This is a genomic window from Modestobacter altitudinis, from assembly GCF_005930475.1.
GTDB classification, from domain to species: domain Bacteria; phylum Actinomycetota; class Actinomycetes; order Mycobacteriales; family Geodermatophilaceae; genus Modestobacter; species Modestobacter altitudinis.
The window spans coordinates 64,077-82,873 of the sequence record NZ_SJEW01000002.1 but is presented as its reverse complement, the minus strand read 5'-3'; the positions used below and the strand labels follow the sequence as shown (position 1 = coordinate 82,873).

Sequence of the window (18,797 nt, the reverse complement as noted above, 5' to 3'; positions counted from 1 at the left end):
GGCCGCCTGGGAGAGTGGGCCCGTGACACAGGTGCAGCAGGAGCTCGGCAGCCGGGCCGAGGTGGTCGTCGACCTGGACGCGATCGCGGCCAACACCGCCGCGCTCCGCGAACGGGTGGACCGCCCGCTGATGGCGGTCGTCAAGGCCGACGCCTACGGTCACGGCCTGGTCCCCGCCGCCCGTGCGGCGCTCGCCGGCGGCGCCGACGCGCTCGGGGTGACGGTGCTGGAGGAGGCGCTGGCACTGCGCGCGGCCGGGGTCACCGCGCCGCTGCTGTCCTGGCAGCACGCGCCGGGGGAGGACTACGCCGCCGGCCTGACCGCGGACGTCGAGCTGTCGGTCAACGCCGAGTGGGCGCTGGCCGAGGTGGTCGACGCGGCCCGTGCCACCGGCCGGACCGCCCGGGTCCAGCTGTTCGCCGACACCGGGCTCTCCCGCGAGGGCGCCCCCCCGCAGGCCTGGCCCGGTCTGGTGGCCGCGGCCGCACTGGCCCAGGCCGGGGGCGAGATCGTCGTCACCGGGCTGTGGAGCCACCTGGCCTACGCCGACGCTCCCACCCACCCGACCATCGGCGCCCAGGTGCGGGTGTTCGAGGAGGCCGTGGCGCTGGCCCGGCGGGCCGGCCTCACCGACGCCCGCCGGCACCTGGCGAACTCCGCGGCCACCATCGCGCTGCCGGAGACCTGGTACGACATGGTCCGCCCCGGGGTCGCGGTCTACGGCCTGGACCCGCTCGGCGGCGACCCGGGGCAGTACGGCCTCCGCCCGGCGATGACCGTGCAGGCCCGGGTCGCGCTCACCAAACGGGTGCCAGCCGGCACCGGCGTCTCCTACGGCCACACCTACGCGACGGGCGCGGAGACGACGCTCGCGCTGGTCCCGGTCGGCTACGCCGACGGTGTGCCGCGGGCGGCCGGCAACCGGGCCCCCGTGCTCGCCGCCGGTGCCCGGCGGACCATCGCCGGCCGGGTCTGCATGGACCAGTTCGTGCTCGACGTCGGCGACGACCCGATCGCCCCCGGGGACGCCGTCGTGCTATGGGGCGCCGGGGACCACGGCGAGCCGACCGCCCAGCAGTGGGCCGACGCGCTGGACACCATCCACTACGAGCTCGTCACCCGGGTCGGTGGCCGCTTCCGCCGCCGCCACGTCGGCACGGCCGGGACGGCGTGACGGTGCACCCGCACATCAGCAGGACGGCGGGCCTGATCGGCGCCGCCGTCGGTCTGGCCGCCGCCGGGACGGCGGTCGGGGTCGCGGTCACCCGCTCGGCCACGTCCGCGGTGCGGGCCAACCAGCTCGCCGGGCAGGCGGGGGACGACGGCCGGCCGATCGCCGCCGTGCCCGCGGGGGAGCTGCGCCAGCAGGACCCGCTGGGCGCCGAGAGCCGCACCGCTGACCGGACGGCGCTGGTCCAGACCGAGGACGGGGTGCTGCTGTCGGTCGAGGAGATCGGACCGCTCGACGCCCCGCTGACCGTCGTCTTCGTGCACGGCTACGCGCTGTCGATGGCGTCCTGGACGTTCCAGCGCCGCGACCTCGCCGCCGAGGTGGCCACCGCCAACGGCCACCGTCCCCGCGCCCGGCTGGTGTTCTACGACCACCGGGGGCACGGCGGGTCCGGCCGGGGGGACGCCGCGCACGCCACCATCGACCAGCTGGCCGCCGACCTCGAGACGGTGCTCGACGCGCGGGTGCCGCGCGGGCCGGTGGTGCTGGTCGGGCACTCGATGGGCGGCATGACCGTGCTGACCCTGGCGCAGCGGCGCCCTGAGCTGTTCGGCACCCGGATCGCCGGCGTCGCGCTGGTCTCCACCTCCAGCGGCAACCTCGCCGACCTCGACTTCGGCCTGCCGCAGCTGCTGACCCGGCTGCGCGCCGCGGTGCTGCCGGTGGCCGCCTGGACCATGCGGCGCCGTCCGGTGTTCGCCGAGCAGACCCGCAGGCTGGCCAAGGGGATCGTCTCGGCGGCCACCTGGTCGCTGTCGTTCTCCTCGACCGACGTCGACCCGGCGCTCGGGCGCTACGTCGACGCGATGATCGGCGGCACCCCGGTCGACGTCATCGCCGAGCTGTACCCGGCCATCGCCGGCCTGGACGCCAGCGGGGCGATCGAGCCGCTGCGCCGGGTGCCGACCCTGGTCCTCACCGGCGACGCGGACAAGATGATCCCGGCGGCGCACAGCGAGGAGCTGGTCAGCCAGCTGCCGGACACGCAGTTCGTCGTCGTCCCCGGCGCGGGGCACCTGGTGCTGCTGGAGAAGCCCGCCGAGGTCACCGCCGCGCTGTCGGAGCTGCTCCGCCGGGTCGCTGCCGAGCGCGGGTCCGTGCGACCGAGCTGACCGCCGTAGGGTGCGGGGGTGGCCGCCCTCCGACCGCCCCGCCTCGACGCGACCGCCGACGAGGTCGCCCGGACCGCCGCCGCGGCGCCGGACTGGGCCGCGCTGGCCGACGTCGCGCGCTCCTGCGTCGCCTGCCCGGAGCTCGCGGCGACCAGGCAGCACGTGGTCGTCGGCGACGTCCCGGCCGGGGGCCGGCCCCGGCTGGTGCTCATCGGCGAGGCGCCGGGCGCCACCGAGGACGAGACCGGCCGACCGTTCGTCGGCAGGTCCGGGGCGCTGCTGGACCAGCTGCTCGCCGAGGCGGGGCTGGACCGCGGGGAGGCCGCGGTGCTCAACATCGTGAAGTGCCGGCCGCCGGGCAACCGCACGCCGAAGACCCCCGAGGTGGCCCGGTGCAGCGGCTGGCTGCACCGCCAGCTCGAGCTGCTCGACGCCCGGGTGGTGGTGGCGCTGGGGCTGTCCTCGGCGAAGTGGTTCCTGGGTCCGCGGACCAAGCTGGCCGACGCGCGCGGCCGGCCGCACGAGGTCGACGGGCGCGCGGTCTGGGCGACCTACCACCCGTCGGCGGCGATCCGCTTCGGACCGAACGGCGCCCCGCGCGCCGCGCTGCTCGCCGACCTGACCGCCGTGGCCGGGACGCTGTGAGGCGCGACCGCGAGCTGCCCACGATCGCCGACACCCAGGCGTTCGGCCGTGAGCTCGCCGCGCTGCTGCGGCCCGGCGACCTCGTCGTGCTGGCCGGTCCGCTGGGTGCCGGGAAGACGGCGCTCACCCAGGGCATCGGGGCCGGCCTCGGCGTGCGGGGGCCGGTCACCTCGCCGACGTTCGTGCTGGCCCGGGTGCACCGCGGCGGCCGGGTGCCGCTGGTGCACGTGGACGCCTACCGGCTGGCCGGCATGGCCGACGTCGACGACCTGGACCTCGACGCCACCACCGAGGAGGCGGTGACCGTCGTGGAGTGGGGGCACGGCCTCGTCGAGCAGCTCGCCGACGAGCACCTCGTGGTCGAGCTGGACCGCCGGGACGACGACGTCCGCACGGCCCGGCTCGTGCCCGTGGGCCCCGGCTGGGAGCAGCGGCTGGCCGACGCGGCCTAGGCTGGGCAGTCGTGCTCGTCCTCGCCCTCGACACCGCCACCCCGACCCTCGTCGCCGGCCTGGCGCGCTGGTCGGACGACCACGGCGCGCAGGTGCTCGCCGAGCGGGCGCTGCCCTCGGGCAACCGGCACGCCGAGCTGCTCACCCCGACCATCCGCGAGGTGCTGGCGGTGGCCGGGGTCCGGGTGCCCGAGCTGGACGCGGTCGTCGTCGGGTTGGGCCCCGGGCCCTTCACCGGCCTGCGGGTGGGCATCGTCACCGCCGCCGCGCTCGGGGACGTCGTCGGACCGGTCCACGGGGTCTGCTCGCTGGACGCCATCGGCGACGGTGCCCGCTCGGTGGTCACCGACGCCCGGCGCAAGGAGGTCCACTGGGCCGTCTACGGCGCCGACGGGCAGCGGGTCGCCGGACCGGGCGTCGACCGGCCCGAGGACGCCCCGGTGACCGGGCCGGTGGTGGGCGACGTCCGGTTCACCGAGCGGCTCGGCCGGCCGGTGGCCGCGGCCGAGGTGACGACGGCGGGGCTGCTGCGGGCCGCGGCACCGCTGCTGGACCAGCCGCCCGCCCCGCTCGAGCCGCTGTACCTGCGCCGTCCGGACGCCGTCCCGCCGGCCGCCCGCAAGGCGGTGAGCCGGTGACCGTGTCGCTGCGACCGATGACGGCCGACGACCTCCGCGTGGTGATGCGGCTGGAGGAGGAGCTCTTCGCGCCCGACACCTGGACCCGGTCGATGTACCTGGAGGAGCTGGGGCTGACCGACACCCGCTGCTACCTCGTCGCTGTCGACGGGGACGAGGTGGTCGGTTACGCCGGGCTCATCGCCTACCCGGACGAGGCGCACATCGCCACCATCGGCGTCACCGCGGTCCGGCAGGGCGAGGGCATCGGCGGGACGCTGCTGGACGCGCTGCTCGCCGAGGCCGACCGGCGCAGCCCGGTGGTGCTGCTGGAGGTCCGGGCCACCGACGAGGCCACCCAGGGCCTGTACCGGCGGCGGGGCTTCCGGCCCATCGGCGTGCGGCCCCACTACTACCCACTGAGCGGCGAGGACGCCGTCGTGATGCGCAGGGAGCTGCCATGACCGCCCCGTTGGTGCTGGGGTTCGAGACCTCCTGCGACGAGACCGGGATCGGCCTGGTGCGCCGGCAGACGCTGCTCTCCGACGCGCTCGCGACGTCGAGCCCTGCGCACGAGCGGTTCGGCGGCGTCGTCCCGGAGATCGCCAGCCGGGCGCACCTGGAGGCGATGGTCCCGACGGTGCACAGGGCGCTGTCGGACGCCGGGGTGACGCTGCGCGACGTCGATGCGATCGCGGTGACCGCCGGTCCGGGCCTCACCGGGGCGCTGCTGGTGGGCGTCGCGGCGGCCAAGGCCTACGCGCTCGCCCTCGACGTCCCGCTGTACGGGGTGAACCACCTCGCCGCGCACGTCGCCGTCGACGAGCTGGAGCACGGCCGGCTGGCCGAGCCCTCGATCGCCATGCTCGTCTCCGGCGGGCACAGCTCGCTGCTGCTGGTGCCCGACCTCGCCCAGGACGTGCAGGAGCTCGGCCGGACCATCGACGACGCCGCGGGGGAGGCCTTCGACAAGGTGGCCCGGGTGCTGGGCCTGCCCTTCCCCGGCGGCCCGCACGTCGACCGCGCCGCCACCGAGGGCGACCCGCGCTCGATCGCCTTCCCCCGCGGCCTGACCGGCCCGCGGGACGCCGTCTACGACTTCTCCTTCTCCGGCCTGAAGACGGCGGTCGCCCGCTGGGTCGAGGCGCGGGAGCGGGCCGGCGAGCCGGTGCCGGTGGCCGACGTGTCCGCGGCGTTCCAGGAGGCGGTCGTCGACGTGCTGACCGCCAAGGCGGTGCGGGCCTGTCGGGACCACGGCCTGGACCACCTCGTCATCGGCGGCGGGGTGGCGGCCAACTCGCGGCTGCGGGCGCTGGCGCAGGAGCGCTGCGACGCCGCCGGCATCGTGCTGCGGGTGCCCAGCCGGCGGCTGTGCACCGACAACGGCGCGATGGTGGCCGCACTCGGGTCCCGGCTGGTGGAGGCGGGCGTCGCCCCCTCCGCCGTCGACCTCGGCGCGGACAGCTCGCTGCCCATCGAGGTGGTCTCCCGCTGAGGGCAGACGTGGCCACTTCTGCCCTCAGGGGTGCCCGCAGAGCAGGACGGTGGGGGCGCCGGCGACCCGGGTGACGACGACGACCGCCGTCGCCCCGCCCGGGCCGCGGAGCTGCCTGGCCAGCGTCTCCGGCTCGATCGGGGAGCCCCGCTTCTTCACCGTCACCCGGCCGATGCCCCGGCTGCGGAGCAGGGCCTTCAGCTTCTTCAGGTTGAACGGGACGACGTCGGTGACCGGGTAGGAGGTCACCCACGGGGAGACGGCGGGGGAGTCGCCGGTCAGGTAGGCGATCGTCGGGTCGACCAGCGTCGCGTCCAGCTCCGTGGCGACGACGGCGACCAGGCCGGAGCGGATCACCGCCGGGTCGGGCTCGTGCAGCCAGCCGCGCACCGGGCCGACCGCGGCGCCGCCCGGGTCGGCATCGGCGGTGAGCTCGGCGGTGCCGCCGTCCCGGCCGATCACGGTGGCCCGCCGCCAGGTCGCCGACGGCGCCCGTCCCCACAGCAGCGCCTCCACGATCGAGCCGCCGACGGAGACCCACTCCGCCTCGATGCCGGCCGGCACCCGGTCGTGGTCGAGCCCGGGCGCCACCTTGACCACGCCCTGCGGCACGGCGTCCAGCAGGGCCCGCACCGTCGACCACGGCGGCGACCACCGGTCCGGGTCGAGCAGCCGGCGACCGCCGGCGCGACGGGCGGGGTCCAGCACCGCGGCGTCGCAGCCGGCCACCCGGCCGCCCTCGGCCCCGGCCACCAGGTCGACGACGTCGGCGTCGCGCACCTCGACGCCGGTGAGCCCCAGCGCCGCGCTGTTGAGCCGGGTGAGCTCCCGCGCGACCGGGTCCCGGTCGACGGCGACCACCCGGACGCCGGCCCGGGCCAGCGCCATCGTGTCGGTGCCGGCCGCGCAGCCGAGGTCGGCGACCGACGCGGCGCCGGTCGCGAGCAGCCGGGCTGCGCGCCGGTCGGCGAGGACGGGACGGCCGGCCTGCTCCAGGGTGTCGCCGGTGAACAGCAGCCGGTCGGTGTCGGCGCCGAACACGGGCCGGGCCTTGTCCCGTTGCCGGGCTGTGCCCCACGCCGGACCGGCCAGCTCGACGCCGACCTCGCCGCGGAGCCGGGTCAGCGCCGTGACGGCGTCGGTGCGCGCCGCCAGCAGCTCGGCGGCCCGGACCAGCGCCGCCGAGCCGGCGGGGGTGGCCAGCGCCTGCAGCTGCCGCACCGTCTCGACGGCCTGCACGGGATCGTCGTGGTCGGCGGCGGGCACCTGCACAGCCTGGCCCATCACGGTGGGAGGAGGGGGCGGGGACCCGGTTGAGTCGCTGGCACTCACGTGGGTAGAGTGCCAATCGACACGGGTTGGACCTGACCCCCGCGACGGCAGGCCCGACCCCCGTGCCACAGCATCAGCACCACCCTCACCAGTCCGTCGACACCGAAGGGGGCGTCACCACGTGACGACCGCTACCAAGGTCAACATCAAGCCGCTCGAGGACCGCGTCGTGGTCCAGGCCAACGAGGCCGAGACCACGACCGCCTCCGGTCTGGTCATCCCGGACACCGCCAAGGAGAAGCCCCAGGAGGGCACCGTCGTCGCAGTCGGCCCCGGCCGCGTCGACGACAACGGCAACCGGGTCCCGCTCGACGTGAACGTCGGCGACGTGGTCATCTACTCGAAGTACGGCGGCACCGAGGTGCGCTACGGCGGCGAGGACTACCTCGTCCTCTCCGCCCGCGACCTGCTCGCCGTCGTGGAGAAGTGACCCCACCTCTCCGCTGAACTCCAGCACGACCACCGCCCCGGCGACCCGAGACACCGGGTCCCGGGGCGGTGGTCGTCTGCCCCTCGAACACCCTCTGAGAGAGGTCTGGCAATGGCCAAGATCATCCTGTTCGACGAGGACGCCCGGCGCGCCCTCGAGCGCGGCGTCGACAAGCTCGCCGACGCCGTCAAGGTCACCCTCGGCCCGCGCGGCCGCAACGTGGTCATCAACAAGAACTTCGGCGCCCCGACGATCACCAACGACGGCGTGACCATCGCCCGTGAGATCGAGCTCGAGGACCCCTACGAGAACCTCGGCGCCCAGCTCGCCAAGAACGTCGCCACCAAGACCAACGACGTCGCCGGCGACGGCACCACCACTGCCACGGTGCTGGCCCAGGCGCTGGTCCACGAGGGCCTGCGCAACGTCGCCGCCGGTGCCAACCCGATGGCCGTCGGCCGCGGCATGCGCGCGGCCGTCGACGCGGTGCACGAGGCGCTGGACAAGGTCGCCGTCCCCGTCGACGACCGCACCGCCATCGCCGGTGTCGCCACCATCTCCGCGCAGGACGCCACCGTCGGTGAGCTGATCGGCGAGGCGTTCGAGCGGGTCGGCAAGGACGGCGTCATCACCGTCGAAGAGGCCAACGGGATGGACACCGACCTCGACGTCACCGAGGGCGTGCAGTTCGACAAGGGCTACCTCTCGCCCTACTTCGTCACCGACTCCGAGTCCATGGAGGCCGTCCTCGAGGACGCCCTCGTGCTGCTCGTGCAGGGCAAGATCGGCGCGCTGGCCGACCTGCTCCCGCTGCTGGAGAAGGTGCTGTCGACCGGTGGCCGCCCGCTGCTGATCGTGGCCGAGGACGTCGAGGGCGAAGCGCTGTCCACCCTGGTCGTCAACTCCATCCGCAAGACCATCAAGGTCGTCGCGGTGAAGTCCCCGTACTTCGGTGACCGGCGCAAGGCGTTCATGGCCGACCTCGCCGTCGTCACCGGCGGCCAGGTGGTCAGCGAGGACGTCGGCCTCTCCCTGGAGAACGTCGGCCTCGAGGTCCTGGGCACCGCCCGCCGGGTGAGCGTCACCAAGGACGACACCACGCTGGTCGACGGTGGCGGCACGTCCGAGGGCATCTCCGACCGGGTCGCCCAGATCCGTCGCGAGATCGAGGACACCGACTCCGACTGGGACCGCGAGAAGCTGCAGGAGCGGCTGGCCAAGCTGGCCGGCGGCATCGCGGTCATCCGGGTCGGTGCGGCCACCGAGGTCGAGATGAAGGAGAAGAAGCACCGGATCGAGGACGCCATCGCCGCCACCCGCGCCGCGGTGGAGGAGGGCGTCGTCCCCGGGGGTGGCGCTGCCCTGGTGCACGCCGCCGAGGCGATCGACTCCCTCGACCTCACCGGCGACGAGCTGGTCGGTGCCCGCTCGGTCCGCAAGGCCATCGACTCCCCGCTGTCCCTCATCGCCTCCAACGCGGGGTTCGAGGGCCCGGTCGTCGTCGGCCGGGTGCGTGAGCTCGGCATCGGGCAGGGCTTCAACGCCGCCAGCGGTGAGTACGGCGACCTGGCCGCCCAGGGCGTCATCGACCCGGTCAAGGTGACCAAGGCCGCGCTGGCGCACGCCACGTCCATCGCCGCGATGGTGCTCACCACCGACTCGGCGATCGTGGACAAGCCCGCGGACGACGAGTCCGACGGCAGTGGCCACCACACCCACGGCCACGGCGGCGGGCACGGCCACAGCCACTGACGGGAGGACCTCGTCCTCCTCACCCCCCGCGGGTTCGGGGTGAGCCTCTGGACGGGGCCGTTCCAGCGCGTCACCTGCCCCCGCCGCCTCCAGGCGGCGGGGGCAGGACCGTCCCGGGGCAGGTCAGCGGCTCACCCCTGGGGTGAGACGGCGGTTCCTACGAGGCTCAAGTCGTCCGATCCTGTGCCGATGTGGTCGGTATGATCCAGGACGAGGAGGTCGGTGGCCGGAGCGCGCCCACCCGGTGGGCGGTGACCGGCGTGAGCGACGCCGCCCTCGCCGCGCTCTCCGGGACCCTGGACGACCTGGAGTCCCTCTCCCGCTTCGACTCCGCCGCCGCGGCCGAGCGGGCCGAGCGGGCGCTGACCAACGCCCGCGAGCTGGGCCTGGTCGAGTTCGAGCTGCGTGCCCAGCTGGTGCAGGCGGACCTGGTGCGCCGACGCGGCAACGTCTCCGAGGCCGGCCGGGTCGCCCAGGACGTGCGCCGCTGGGCGACCGACCACGACTCCCGGCACCTCCTCGCGCGCAGCCACTACCTGCTCGCCGCGGTGTTCCAGGAGCTCGGCGACCTGTCCGCCGCACTGGAGAACGCGGTACGGGCCATCGACCTGCTCGACGACGACGCGGTCCCGGCGCTGCGGATCGACCACCTGGCCCGGCTGGCGGACTGCCTCGGCCTGCAGGGCGACCTCGGTGCCCGCGAACGCTACGTCGAGGTGCTGCGGCTCGCCGAGCAGCAGGGCGACGTCGACCGGCAGCTGCTGGTCCTCAACAACCGCTCCTACGTGGAGATGCTCGCCGGTGAGTTCGAGACCGCCCTCGGCCTCGCCACCCGGCTGCAGACCCTCGCCGGCGAGAACGGTGTCGCGCTGAGCATCGGCCGGCTGGACACCGTGGCCCGGGCGCTCATGGGGCTGGGCCGGCTGGCGGAGGCCGAGGAGGTCCTCCTCCCCGGGTGCAGTCCCGAGGTGCTCGACGCCTCCCCGGACGGCGACGCGGGCGCCGACTTCCTGCTGACCCTCGCCGAGATCCAGCGCCGCCAGGGCCGCGTGACCCAGGCCCAGGAGACGCTCGACGAGTGCGTCCGCCGCTGCGAGGCGAACGGTCTCACCTCCATCCGGGTCCGGACCCGACGGGAGCAGGCCGAGCTGCACGCAGCCGGCGGGCACTTCGAGGCGGCCTTCACCGAGCACAAGCTCTACTCGCAGGAGGCACTGGACCTGCAGTCCGCCCAGCGGGACGCACGTGCCCGGGCGCTGCAGGCGATGTACGAGACCACCGAGGCCCGTCGGCAGAGCCGCCGCTACCGTGAGCTCTCGTTGCGCGACCCGCTGACCGGGCTCTACAACCGGCGCTTCGTCGACGAGCAGTTCCCCCGGTTGCTGGCGGCGATCGCCGGCCGGGACGACGCCGTGTCGGTGGCGCTGCTCGACCTCGACCACTTCAAGCGCGTCAACGACACTTTCTCCCACGACGTGGGCGACCAGGTGCTGCGCATCGTCGCCGACCTGCTCGAGCAGGCGACGCCGGACGCCGACGCGGAGGGTTCGTTCGCCGCCCGGATGGGTGGCGAGGAGTTCCTGCTGGTCCTGGTCGGGGCCGACCCGCCCAGCGCGGCGCGGCAGCTGGAGGACGTGCGGCGCTCGGTCGCCGCGCACCCGTGGGACGAGCTGGTCCCGGGCCTGCCGGTCACCCTCAGCGCGGGCCTGGCCAGCAGCGTCGGCGTCCTCGCCCCGGTGCCGGCGGAGCTGCTCGGCCGCGCGGACGCCCACCTGTACCGGGCCAAGCGCCAGGGGCGCGACCGCGTCGTCGGCGACCCCGGCTGACCGGGACGCACATGCCGAGAGGGCCGGTCCGACGACGTGTCGGACCGGCCCTCTCGGCATGCACCGCGGGTGGAGGCTTCCCGCGTCGAACTCAGACCCCGGCAGCGATGGCCGCGGGCTCCGCGGCGATCAGGCGTGCCCGCTCCTCTTCGCTCATGCCGCCCCAGACCCCGTAGGGCTCGCGGACCGACAGTGCGTGCTGCAGGCAGGACTCCAGGACGGGGCAGCGTCCGCAGACCGCCTTGGCGGCTGCCTGCCGCCGGGCCCGGGCCGGCCCGCGCTCGCCGTCGGGGTGGAAGAAGAGCGACGTGCTCTCGCCCCGGCAGCTGCCGTGCAACTGCCAGTCCCACACCTCGGCGACGGGGTTGGGCAGTCGGCGGATGTCAGCCATTGGACCTCCTCGGCTCAGGTGCACCGGGGGGTCTGCCCGGTCACTTCCGGGCCGATGCCCGCTGCCGACGAGGCGCAAACACGACGCCACGCGCTCGTGGTGCGGAAACCGTCGGGATGTGCCTATCCGCTGGCACGCCTCGTCCGGGTCCCTCCGTGCCTCACCCGCCGGGGTGATGGTCGCTGTCCAGTAGCTACGCAGGGGATCAAGGTGATCACAGGGAGTGCCGACCACGGTGAGGTGGGGGACACCCGACACCCGTCCGGGACACCGGACGACGTCGGCACCCCTGGGCACGGGGGCAGTCCCGTTCCCAGCACCCGCCCGGGCGACGCCCGGACGGTACGTCGCCGGCCCGGCCGGCGCAGACGGGAGCAACGGTGATCGAGGACAGGATGCGCGGCAACGGCAACGGTGGGGCCGTGGTCTGGGTGTTCGACGAACGACGCCGGGTCCGCGACGAGGTCGCCGGCCGGCTGCTCGCGCTGTCCTTCGTCAGCCGGGTGGAGGCGGTCGGTGACGCGGTCTCGCTGCGCACCCGGCTGGACAACCGCCTCCCCGACGTGCTGCTCGTGGGCACCCAGCGCGCCACCGACAGCGGGCTGTCCGTCGCCACCCAGGTGCTGCGCTCGCACCCCTCGGTGCCGGTGCTGCTGCTCGGCGCCCCGGACGACGCGGAGACCGTCCGCGCCGCGGTCGCCCTCGGCGCCCGCGGGTACCTCCGCTGGGACGCCAGCCCGCTCGAGCTGGGCCTGGGCCTGTCCCGCACCGGGATGCGCCCGGAGCTCGCCGGCCGCCCGCAGCTCGCCCCCGCACCGCGCGCTGCGCAGCACGCCGTCGCGCTGTCCGGTGCCGGTGGCGCGCCGTCCGGCCCGTCGCCCTGGGGCGGTGCCAGCCCGCTGGCCGCGGCCGCCCCGACCACCGTCCGCTCGACCGTTCCCGAGACGCCGCAGGTCGCGCTCTCGATGCGCGAGATGCAGGTGCTGACCGGCATGAGCCAGGGCAAGAGCAACGCCCAGATCGGCCGCGAGCTCTACCTGTCCGAGGACACCATCAAGACCCACGCCCGCCGGCTGTTCCGCAAGCTCGGCGCCAAGGACCGCGCCGAGGCGGTCGCCACCGGCTTCCGCCGCGGGATGATGTCCTGACCTGACTCGCTCGACGGGCCTGAGCCGCCCTGTCGACCGTGGAGCCGGGGCGTGACCCGGCTCAACGGTCGAGGCGGCGGCTTCAGCACACCCAGCGCTCCCTGACAGGCCGTCGTCCACCGGACGACGGCCTGTCCACATCCCGGCTCGCGGACCGTGCCACGGCGGTCCGCCGCCCGACCATCCACGCGTGAGCCATCCCCTGCCCGGCCCGGTCCGGGTCGCTGCGTCCACCCGATCGGGTCTGTTCACCAGCGCTGACCTCGCCGCAGCCGGCGTCACCGAGGCGGAGGTGCGCAGCGCCGTCCGCTCCGGGGCATGGGTCCGGCTGCGCCGCGGGTCGTTCGTCACCGCTGCCGACCTCGCGCTGCTGGAGGCGGACGGTCGGCGGCACGAGCTGGACGTCCGGGTCGTGACGACGGCGCTCGCCCGGCCGGGTGCGGCGCTCAGCCACGGCACGGCCGCCCGCCTCTGGCGCCTGCCCCTGCCGGTCGGGCTGGCCCCGGAGGTCCGGCTGGTCGACCCGCACCGCTGGCGCAGCGGTCCCGGCTACATGATGGTCCGGGCCGAGCTCCCGGACGCCGAGGTGACCGAGGTGGGCGGCCACCGGGTCACGACGGCGGCCCGCACGCTCGTCGACACGGCCCGTGAGTGGTCCGAGCTGCCGGCGGTGGCTGCCCTGGACGCCGCCCTGCTGCGCGGGCTGGTCACCCCGGAGGAGCTGCGCGGGACGCTGGACCGCCACCGGTACGCGCCCCGACTGCCGCGCGCGGTCCGTGCCGTCGCGGCTGCGGACGGGCGGGCCGAGTCGTGGCTGGAGACCAAGGGCCGTCTCTGCTTCCGCGCCGCCGGGCTGCCACCGTTCGTCCCGCAGGTCGAGCTGTGGGTGGACGGCGAGCTCGTGAAGGTCGCCGACGGCTGGTACGAGGACGCTGCGCTGGCGGTGGAGTTCGCCGGCCGGGTGAAGTACGTCCGGCCGGCCTACGGCGGTCGCCCCGAGGACGTGCTGTTCGACGAGGAGCTCCGCGAGGACCTGCTGCGCTCGGTCGGGGTCCGGTTCGTCCGGATCGTCGACGAGCACCTGGGGCCCGGGTGGGCGCCCGTCGAGGCCCGGCTCCGCCGCGAGCTCGCCTCGCAAGGGCGCGCAATTCGGGCGTTCCGTGCCGTGCCCCGTGACGTGGGGCGGGTGTGCGCCTCGAGTCGACGGGCCTGAGCCGCCTCAGCGACGGTCGAGCCGCGCTGCAGCGCGGGTCGACGGTCGACGAGGCGGCTCGACCTCGCGCGGAGCGGGTCCGTCAGTCGTCGCGGGCGTGCCGGCCCGTGGAACCGTGCCGGCCGCTGGGCTCCTCGCGCTCGGCGAGTGCGGCCACCCCGTCGGCGTAGCCGCTGGCGTAGTCCCAGCTGACGTAGTCGTCGGGGTCGGGGTCGAAGGGCGGCTCGTGCCGGCCGGTCTGGCCCTCGTCGAGCAGCTGCCGCAGGTTGGCCTGCATCAGGGCCCAGTCGACGTGGTGCTCCTCGTCGCAGTCCGGGCAGTCGACGACGATGCCCTTGACCCCGGTCGGCTCCAGCAGCGTGCGGAAGACCTCCAGCTCGGCGAGGTCGTCGAGCACCCCGGCGCGTTCTTCCATGGTCAGCGGCGGCTGCCCCGACCGGTCGTCCGGCCCGAAGTCCGGGTCACGGTCAGGGGAAGCGCCGAATGCGTCGTCCCACGCGTCCACGTGTCCTCCTTGCCGGGATGGCCGGCGTGTTCGGCGCTGCTGGTCGCTCAGCAGTCGGGCAGACGTGCCCGCCAACCCACAACGGTAACGGGGGGACGGCCTCCCGGGGGGTCCGCCTACCATCAACACGTTCCCTGCGCCGTCTGCGGCGCTCCCACCGAAGAAGTCGAGAGGGTGGCGGCACATGCAGCCCGACGAGCGCATCCCCGAACTGCCGGCCAAGTTCGCCCCGCTGGGTCTGACCTACGACGACGTCCTGCTCGTCCCCGGTCCGTCGGACATCGTCCCCACCGAGGTCGACACCAGCAGCCAGCTGACCCGCGGGATCCGGCTGGCCGTCCCGCTGGTCTCCGCCGCGATGGACACGGTCACCGAGTCGCGGATGGCGATCGCCATGGCCCGCGCCGGCGGCATCGGCGTCCTGCACCGCAACCTCGCCGCGGAGGACCAGGCCGGCCAGGTCGACCTGGTGAAGCGCTCCGAGGCGGGCATGGTCACCAACCCGGTCACCTGCGCCCCGGACAACACCCTCGCCGAGGTCGACTCGCTGTCGGCCCGCTACCGCATCTCCGGCGCCCCGGTCGTGGACGCCGACGGCGTCCTGGTGGGCATGGTCACCAACCGCGACATGCGCTTCGAGACCGACCAGGACCGCCTCGTCCGCGACGTGATGACGCCGATGCCCCTGGTCACCGCCCCCGTGGGCGTCGAGCCCGAGCGGGCGCTGGCACTGCTCAAGCAGCACAAGATCGAGAAGCTCCCGCTGGTCGACGAGGCCGGTCGGCTGCGCGGGCTGATCACCGTCAAGGACTTCGTCAAGCGCGACCAGTACCCGAACGCGACCAAGGACGTCGACGGCCGGCTGAGCGTAGGCGCCGCCCTCGGGGTGGGCGAGGACGCCTACAAGCGGGCCGGGCTGCTGGTGGACGCCGGGGTCGACGTGCTCGTCGTCGACACCGCGCACGGCCACCAGCGCGCGGTGCTGGACATGGTCGCCCGCGTGAAGAAGGACTTCGCCAACGTCGGGCACGGCGTGCAGATCGTCGGCGGCAACATCGCCACCCGGGCCGGCGCGCAGGCGCTGGTCGACGCCGGTGTCGACGCGGTCAAGGTCGGGGTCGGGCCGGGCTCGATCTGCACCACCCGCGTGGTCGCCGGTGTCGGCGTCCCGCAGGTCACCGCCATCTACGAGGCCGGCCTGGCCGCCCGCCCGGCCGGCGTCCCGGTCATCGCCGACGGCGGCCTGCAGTACTCCGGCGACATCGTCAAGGCCCTGGTCGCCGGCGCGAGCACGGTCATGATCGGTGGCCTGTTCGCCGGCGTCGAGGAGGCCCCGGGTGAGCTGGTCTTCATGAACGGCAAGCAGTACAAGACCTACCGCGGCATGGGCTCGCTGGGCGCGATGCAGAAGCGCGGGAACCAGTCGTTCAGCCGCGACCGCTACTTCGCCGACGACGTGCTGTCCGATGACAAGCTGGTCCCCGAGGGCATCGAGGGCCAGGTGCCCTACCGCGGCCCGCTGTCGCAGGTGGCCCACCAGCTCGTGGGCGGGCTGCGCGCAGGCATGGGCTACGCCGGCACCGCCACCGTCGAGGAGCTGCAGGACCGCGGCCAGCTCACCCGGATCACCTCCGCCGGGCTCACCGAGAGCCACCCGCACGACATCCAGATGACCACCGAAGCCCCGAACTACCGAGGTCGGTGACGATGAGCTCCACCTCCGTCCGCGAGACCACCGAAGCCCCCAACTACCGAGGTCGGTGACCCGTTGCCCGTACGCGACAACGTCGAGATCGGCCTGAACCGGTTCGCCCGCCGGGGCTATGACCTGGAGGAGGTGTCGATCGTCCCGTCGCGGCGCACCCGCGACCACGACGACGTCTCGACCTCCTGGCAGATCGACGCCTTCCGGTTCGACATCCCGCTGGTCACCAGCCCCAGCGACGCCGTGGTGAGCCCCGCGACCGCGGTCGCCGTCGGCCAGGCCGGTGGCCTCGGGGTGCTCAACGCCGAGGGCCTGTGGACCCGGTACGACGACCCCACCGACGTCTACCGGCAGCTCCGCGACGCCGCATCGCCGGAGACCGGTCCGCCCACGGCGTTGCTGCAGCAGGTCTACGCCGAGCCGGTGAAGCCCGACCTGGTCACCGCGCGGATCAAGGAGATGCGCGACTCGGGCGTGACGACGGCGGTGCGCGTCTCCCCGCAGCACACCGTGCAGCTGGCCCCGACCGTGCTCGCCGCCGGGGTGGACCTGCTGGTCATCCAGGGCACCATCGTCTCCGCCGAGCACGTCACCAAGGGCGGGGAGGCGCTGAACCTCAAGGAGTTCATCGCCGACCTCGACGTCCCGGTGATCGTCGGCGGGGCCGCGGACTACCAGACCGCGCTGCACCTCATGCGCACCGGCGCGGCCGGCGTCATCGTCGGCGTCGGCGCCGACAGCTGGTCGACGGCCGACGCGGTGATGGGCATCCGGGTGCCGCTGGCCAGCGCCATCGCCGACGCCGCCGCGGCCCGCCGCGACTACCTCGACGAGACCGGTGGCCGGTACGTGCACGTCATCGCCAACGGCCGGATCGAGACCAGCGGGGCGATCGCCCGCGCGCTGGCCTGCGGCGCCGACGCCGTCCAGGTGGGGGAGCCGCTGCGGGCCGCCGCCGAGGCCCCCGGCGGCGGCGTCTGGTGGGACTCGGTCGCGGCGCACCCGCGGCTCCCGCGCGGCGGGACGTCCGCCCCGGCCACCCCGCGCGGGACCCTGCAGCAGGTGCTGCTCGGCCCGGCCGAGGCCGCCGACGGGCGCACCAACCTCTTCGGTGCGCTGCGCCGCACGATGGCCAAGACCGGCTACCGGGACCTCAAGGAGTTCCAGCGGGTCGACCTGGTCCTCGGTGGCGGCGGCGCCGGGGCCGCAGCCGAGGGGCACCTGCTCGGATGAGCATGGACTTCCCGACCGTCCTGGTCGTCGACTTCGGGGCGCAGTACGCCCAGCTCATCGCCCGCCGGATCCGTGAGGCCGGGGTCTACTCCGAGCTCGTCGGCTCCGACGTCCCGGTCGAGGAGCTGCTGGCCCGCAAGCCGGCGGCGATCGTGCTGTCCGGTGGACCGTCCAGCGTCTACGCCGAGGGCGCTCCGCAGGTGGACCCGACGGTGTTCGAGGCCGGGGTCCCGGCCTTCGGCATCTGCTACGGGTTCCAGGCCATGGCGGCCAGCCTCGGCGGCACCGTCGCCCGCACCGGCGACCGGGAGTACGGCGGCACCCCGCTGACGGTCACCACCCGGGCCCGGCTGTTCGGCGACCTGCCGAACGAGCAGTCGGTGTGGATGAGCCACGGGGACGCCGTCAGCGCCGCGCCGCCCGGGTTCACCGTCACCGCCACGTCCACCGGTGCCCCGGTCGCCGCCTTCGAGGACGTCGACCGGCGGCTGGCCGGGGTGCAGTTCCACCCCGAGGTCAAGAACACCCCGCACGGCCAGACGGTGCTCGAGCACTTCCTCTTCGACATCGCCGGGCTGCAGCCGACCTGGACGATGGCGAACGTCGTCGACGATCAGGTCGCCACGATCCGCGAGCAGATCGGCGACCGGCGGGCGATCTGCGGGCTGTCCGGCGGGGTCGACTCCGCGGTCGCCGCGGCGCTGGTGCAGCGGGCGATCGGCGACAGGCTCACCTGCGTCTACGTCGACCACGGGCTGATGCGGCAGGGCGAGACCGAGCAGATCGAGCGCGACTTCGTCGCCGTGACCGGTGCCGACCTGCGGGTCGTCGACGCCGGCGAGCAGTTCCTGGCCGCACTCGCCGGGGTCAGCGACCCCGAGCAGAAGCGGAAGATCATCGGCCGGGAGTTCATCCGGGTCTTCGAGCAGGCCGCGCTCGACGTGATCGGGGACGCGAAGGAGCACGGCGAGACCGTCGACTTCCTGGTGCAGGGCACGCTGTACCCCGACGTCGTCGAGTCCGGCGGCGGCACCGGGACGGCGAACATCAAGAGCCACCACAACGTAGGCGGGCTGCCCGAGGACCTGACCTTCACCCTGGTCGAGCCGCTGCGCACGCTGTTCAAGGACGAGGTGCGCGAGGTCGGCCGCCAGCTGGGGCTGCCCGACACCCTGGTGCAGCGCCAGCCGTTCCCCGGGCCCGGCCTCGGGATCCGGATCGTCGGCGAGGTCACCCGGGAACGGCTCGACGTGCTGCGCCAGGCCGACGCGATCGCCCGCGAAGAGCTCAGCGCGGCACACCTGGACACCGAGATCTGGCAGTGCCCGGTGGTGCTGCTGGCCGACGTCCGCTCGGTGGGGGTGCAGGGCGACGGGCGCACGTACGGCCATCCGATCGCGCTGCGCCCGGTGTCCAGCGAGGACGCCATGACCGCGGACTGGACCCGGCTGCCCTACGACGTGCTGGCGCGGATCTCCACCCGGATCACCAACGAGGTGGCCGAGGTCAACCGCGTGGTGCTCGACGTGACCAGCAAGCCGCCGGGCACCATCGAATGGGAGTAAGGACCCCCTCCTCCCCACCCTTCGCAAGCTCAGGGCGGGCCCCTGGAGGGGGCCTGACCGGCGCTCGCTGGCGCTCGCGTCGGGCACCAGAGCCACGTGGGAGGGCCGGCACGTCACCTTCCCTCAGACGTGCCAGTACGTCGCC

The 18,797-nt window shown here is 74.6% G+C and carries 18 protein-coding genes; 15 read left to right on the top strand and 3 right to left on the bottom strand.

Annotated features, from left to right (window positions below; all coding sequences use genetic code 11):
• Positions 1–22: 22 nt before the first annotated feature.
• Genes alr through tsaD form a run of 7 tightly spaced genes read left to right on the top strand, consistent with a single transcriptional unit; the run spans position 23 to position 5,552 of the window.
• Positions 23–1,174, top strand: a complete 1,152-nt coding sequence (gene alr, locus FHL79_RS01210) for an alanine racemase (RefSeq protein ID WP_138756818.1) — start codon at positions 23–25, stop codon at positions 1,172–1,174.
• A complete protein-coding gene (locus FHL79_RS01205; RefSeq protein WP_138756817.1) occupies positions 1,171–2,343 on the top strand; it encodes an alpha/beta fold hydrolase in 1,173 nt (390 codons plus the stop codon). The genes alr and FHL79_RS01205 overlap by 4 nt, the downstream gene beginning before the upstream one ends.
• Positions 2,344–2,361: 18 nt before the next feature.
• Complete coding sequence (locus FHL79_RS01200) at positions 2,362–2,988, top strand: uracil-DNA glycosylase (protein WP_138756816.1); 627 nt, start codon at positions 2,362–2,364, stop codon at positions 2,986–2,988.
• Positions 2,985–3,440, top strand: coding sequence for a tRNA (adenosine(37)-N6)-threonylcarbamoyltransferase complex ATPase subunit type 1 TsaE (gene tsaE / locus FHL79_RS01195; protein WP_138756815.1), 456 nt, complete (start codon positions 2,985–2,987; stop codon positions 3,438–3,440). Before FHL79_RS01200 ends, tsaE begins: the two co-directional genes overlap by 4 nt.
• 11 nt (positions 3,441–3,451) lie before the next feature.
• Entirely contained in the window at positions 3,452–4,078 is a 627-nt protein-coding gene (gene tsaB / locus FHL79_RS01190) for a tRNA (adenosine(37)-N6)-threonylcarbamoyltransferase complex dimerization subunit type 1 TsaB (RefSeq protein ID WP_138756814.1), read from the top strand.
• On the top strand, positions 4,075–4,521 hold the full coding sequence (rimI, locus tag FHL79_RS01185) for a ribosomal protein S18-alanine N-acetyltransferase (RefSeq protein ID WP_138756813.1): 447 nt from the start codon (positions 4,075–4,077) through the stop codon (positions 4,519–4,521). The genes tsaB and rimI overlap by 4 nt, the downstream gene beginning before the upstream one ends.
• Complete coding sequence (gene tsaD / locus FHL79_RS01180; RefSeq protein WP_138756812.1) at positions 4,518–5,552, top strand: tRNA (adenosine(37)-N6)-threonylcarbamoyltransferase complex transferase subunit TsaD; 1,035 nt, start codon at positions 4,518–4,520, stop codon at positions 5,550–5,552. The genes rimI and tsaD overlap by 4 nt, the downstream gene beginning before the upstream one ends.
• 24 nt (positions 5,553–5,576) lie before the next feature.
• Here tsaD and FHL79_RS01175 read toward each other — a convergent pair whose 3' ends face one another.
• Complete coding sequence (locus FHL79_RS01175; protein WP_138756811.1) at positions 5,577–6,818, bottom strand: THUMP-like domain-containing protein; 1,242 nt, start codon at positions 6,816–6,818, stop codon at positions 5,577–5,579.
• A gap of 187 nt (positions 6,819–7,005) precedes the next feature.
• On the opposite strand from FHL79_RS01175, the gene groES reads away from it, so the two are divergent.
• The 3 genes from groES (at position 7,006) to FHL79_RS01160 (ending at position 10,892) form a co-directional block, all read left to right on the top strand.
• On the top strand, positions 7,006–7,314 hold the full coding sequence (gene groES, locus FHL79_RS01170) for a co-chaperone GroES (protein ID WP_036334331.1): 309 nt from the start codon (positions 7,006–7,008) through the stop codon (positions 7,312–7,314).
• Between the two features lie 111 nt (positions 7,315–7,425).
• Entirely contained in the window at positions 7,426–9,066 is a 1,641-nt protein-coding gene (gene groL, locus FHL79_RS01165) for a chaperonin GroEL (RefSeq protein WP_138756810.1), read from the top strand.
• Between the two features lie 200 nt (positions 9,067–9,266).
• Complete coding sequence (locus FHL79_RS01160) at positions 9,267–10,892, top strand: GGDEF domain-containing protein (RefSeq protein ID WP_138756809.1); 1,626 nt, start codon at positions 9,267–9,269, stop codon at positions 10,890–10,892.
• A 91-nt stretch (positions 10,893–10,983) separates the two neighbouring features.
• On the opposite strand, the gene FHL79_RS01155 is transcribed toward FHL79_RS01160, so the two are convergent.
• Positions 10,984–11,283: a WhiB family transcriptional regulator gene (locus FHL79_RS01155; RefSeq protein WP_014742796.1), complete on the bottom strand. Its 300-nt coding sequence runs from the start codon at positions 11,281–11,283 to the stop codon at positions 10,984–10,986.
• Between the two features lie 380 nt (positions 11,284–11,663).
• Here FHL79_RS01155 and FHL79_RS01150 point away from each other — a divergent pair, with 380 nt between their 5' ends.
• Positions 11,664–12,431 carry a response regulator transcription factor gene (locus FHL79_RS01150; RefSeq protein ID WP_138756808.1) on the top strand — a complete coding sequence of 256 codons (768 nt, stop codon included), beginning with the start codon at positions 11,664–11,666 and terminating at the stop codon, positions 12,429–12,431.
• 190 nt (positions 12,432–12,621) lie between these two features.
• The gene (locus tag FHL79_RS01145) at positions 12,622–13,644 is read left to right on the top strand and encodes a type IV toxin-antitoxin system AbiEi family antitoxin domain-containing protein (RefSeq protein WP_246080204.1); all 1,023 of its coding nucleotides are present in this window, start codon (positions 12,622–12,624) and stop codon (positions 13,642–13,644) included.
• Between the two features lie 82 nt (positions 13,645–13,726).
• Here FHL79_RS01145 and FHL79_RS01140 read toward each other — a convergent pair whose 3' ends face one another.
• Positions 13,727–14,149: a DUF5319 family protein gene (locus tag FHL79_RS01140; protein ID WP_014742794.1), complete on the bottom strand. Its 423-nt coding sequence runs from the start codon at positions 14,147–14,149 to the stop codon at positions 13,727–13,729.
• Positions 14,150–14,333: 184 nt separating this feature from the next.
• Between FHL79_RS01140 and guaB the strand changes: the two genes are divergently transcribed.
• The 3 genes from guaB to guaA all read left to right on the top strand — a co-directional run bounded on the left by guaB (position 14,334) and on the right by guaA (position 18,652).
• Positions 14,334–15,854, top strand: a complete 1,521-nt coding sequence (gene guaB, locus FHL79_RS01135) for an IMP dehydrogenase (protein WP_138756807.1) — start codon at positions 14,334–14,336, stop codon at positions 15,852–15,854.
• A gap of 63 nt (positions 15,855–15,917) precedes the next feature.
• Entirely contained in the window at positions 15,918–17,087 is a 1,170-nt protein-coding gene (locus FHL79_RS01130) for a GuaB3 family IMP dehydrogenase-related protein (protein ID WP_138756806.1), read from the top strand.
• Positions 17,084–18,652, top strand: coding sequence for a glutamine-hydrolyzing GMP synthase (gene guaA, locus FHL79_RS01125; RefSeq protein ID WP_138756805.1), 1,569 nt, complete (start codon positions 17,084–17,086; stop codon positions 18,650–18,652). Before FHL79_RS01130 ends, guaA begins: the two co-directional genes overlap by 4 nt.
• Positions 18,653–18,797 lie beyond the last annotated feature (145 nt).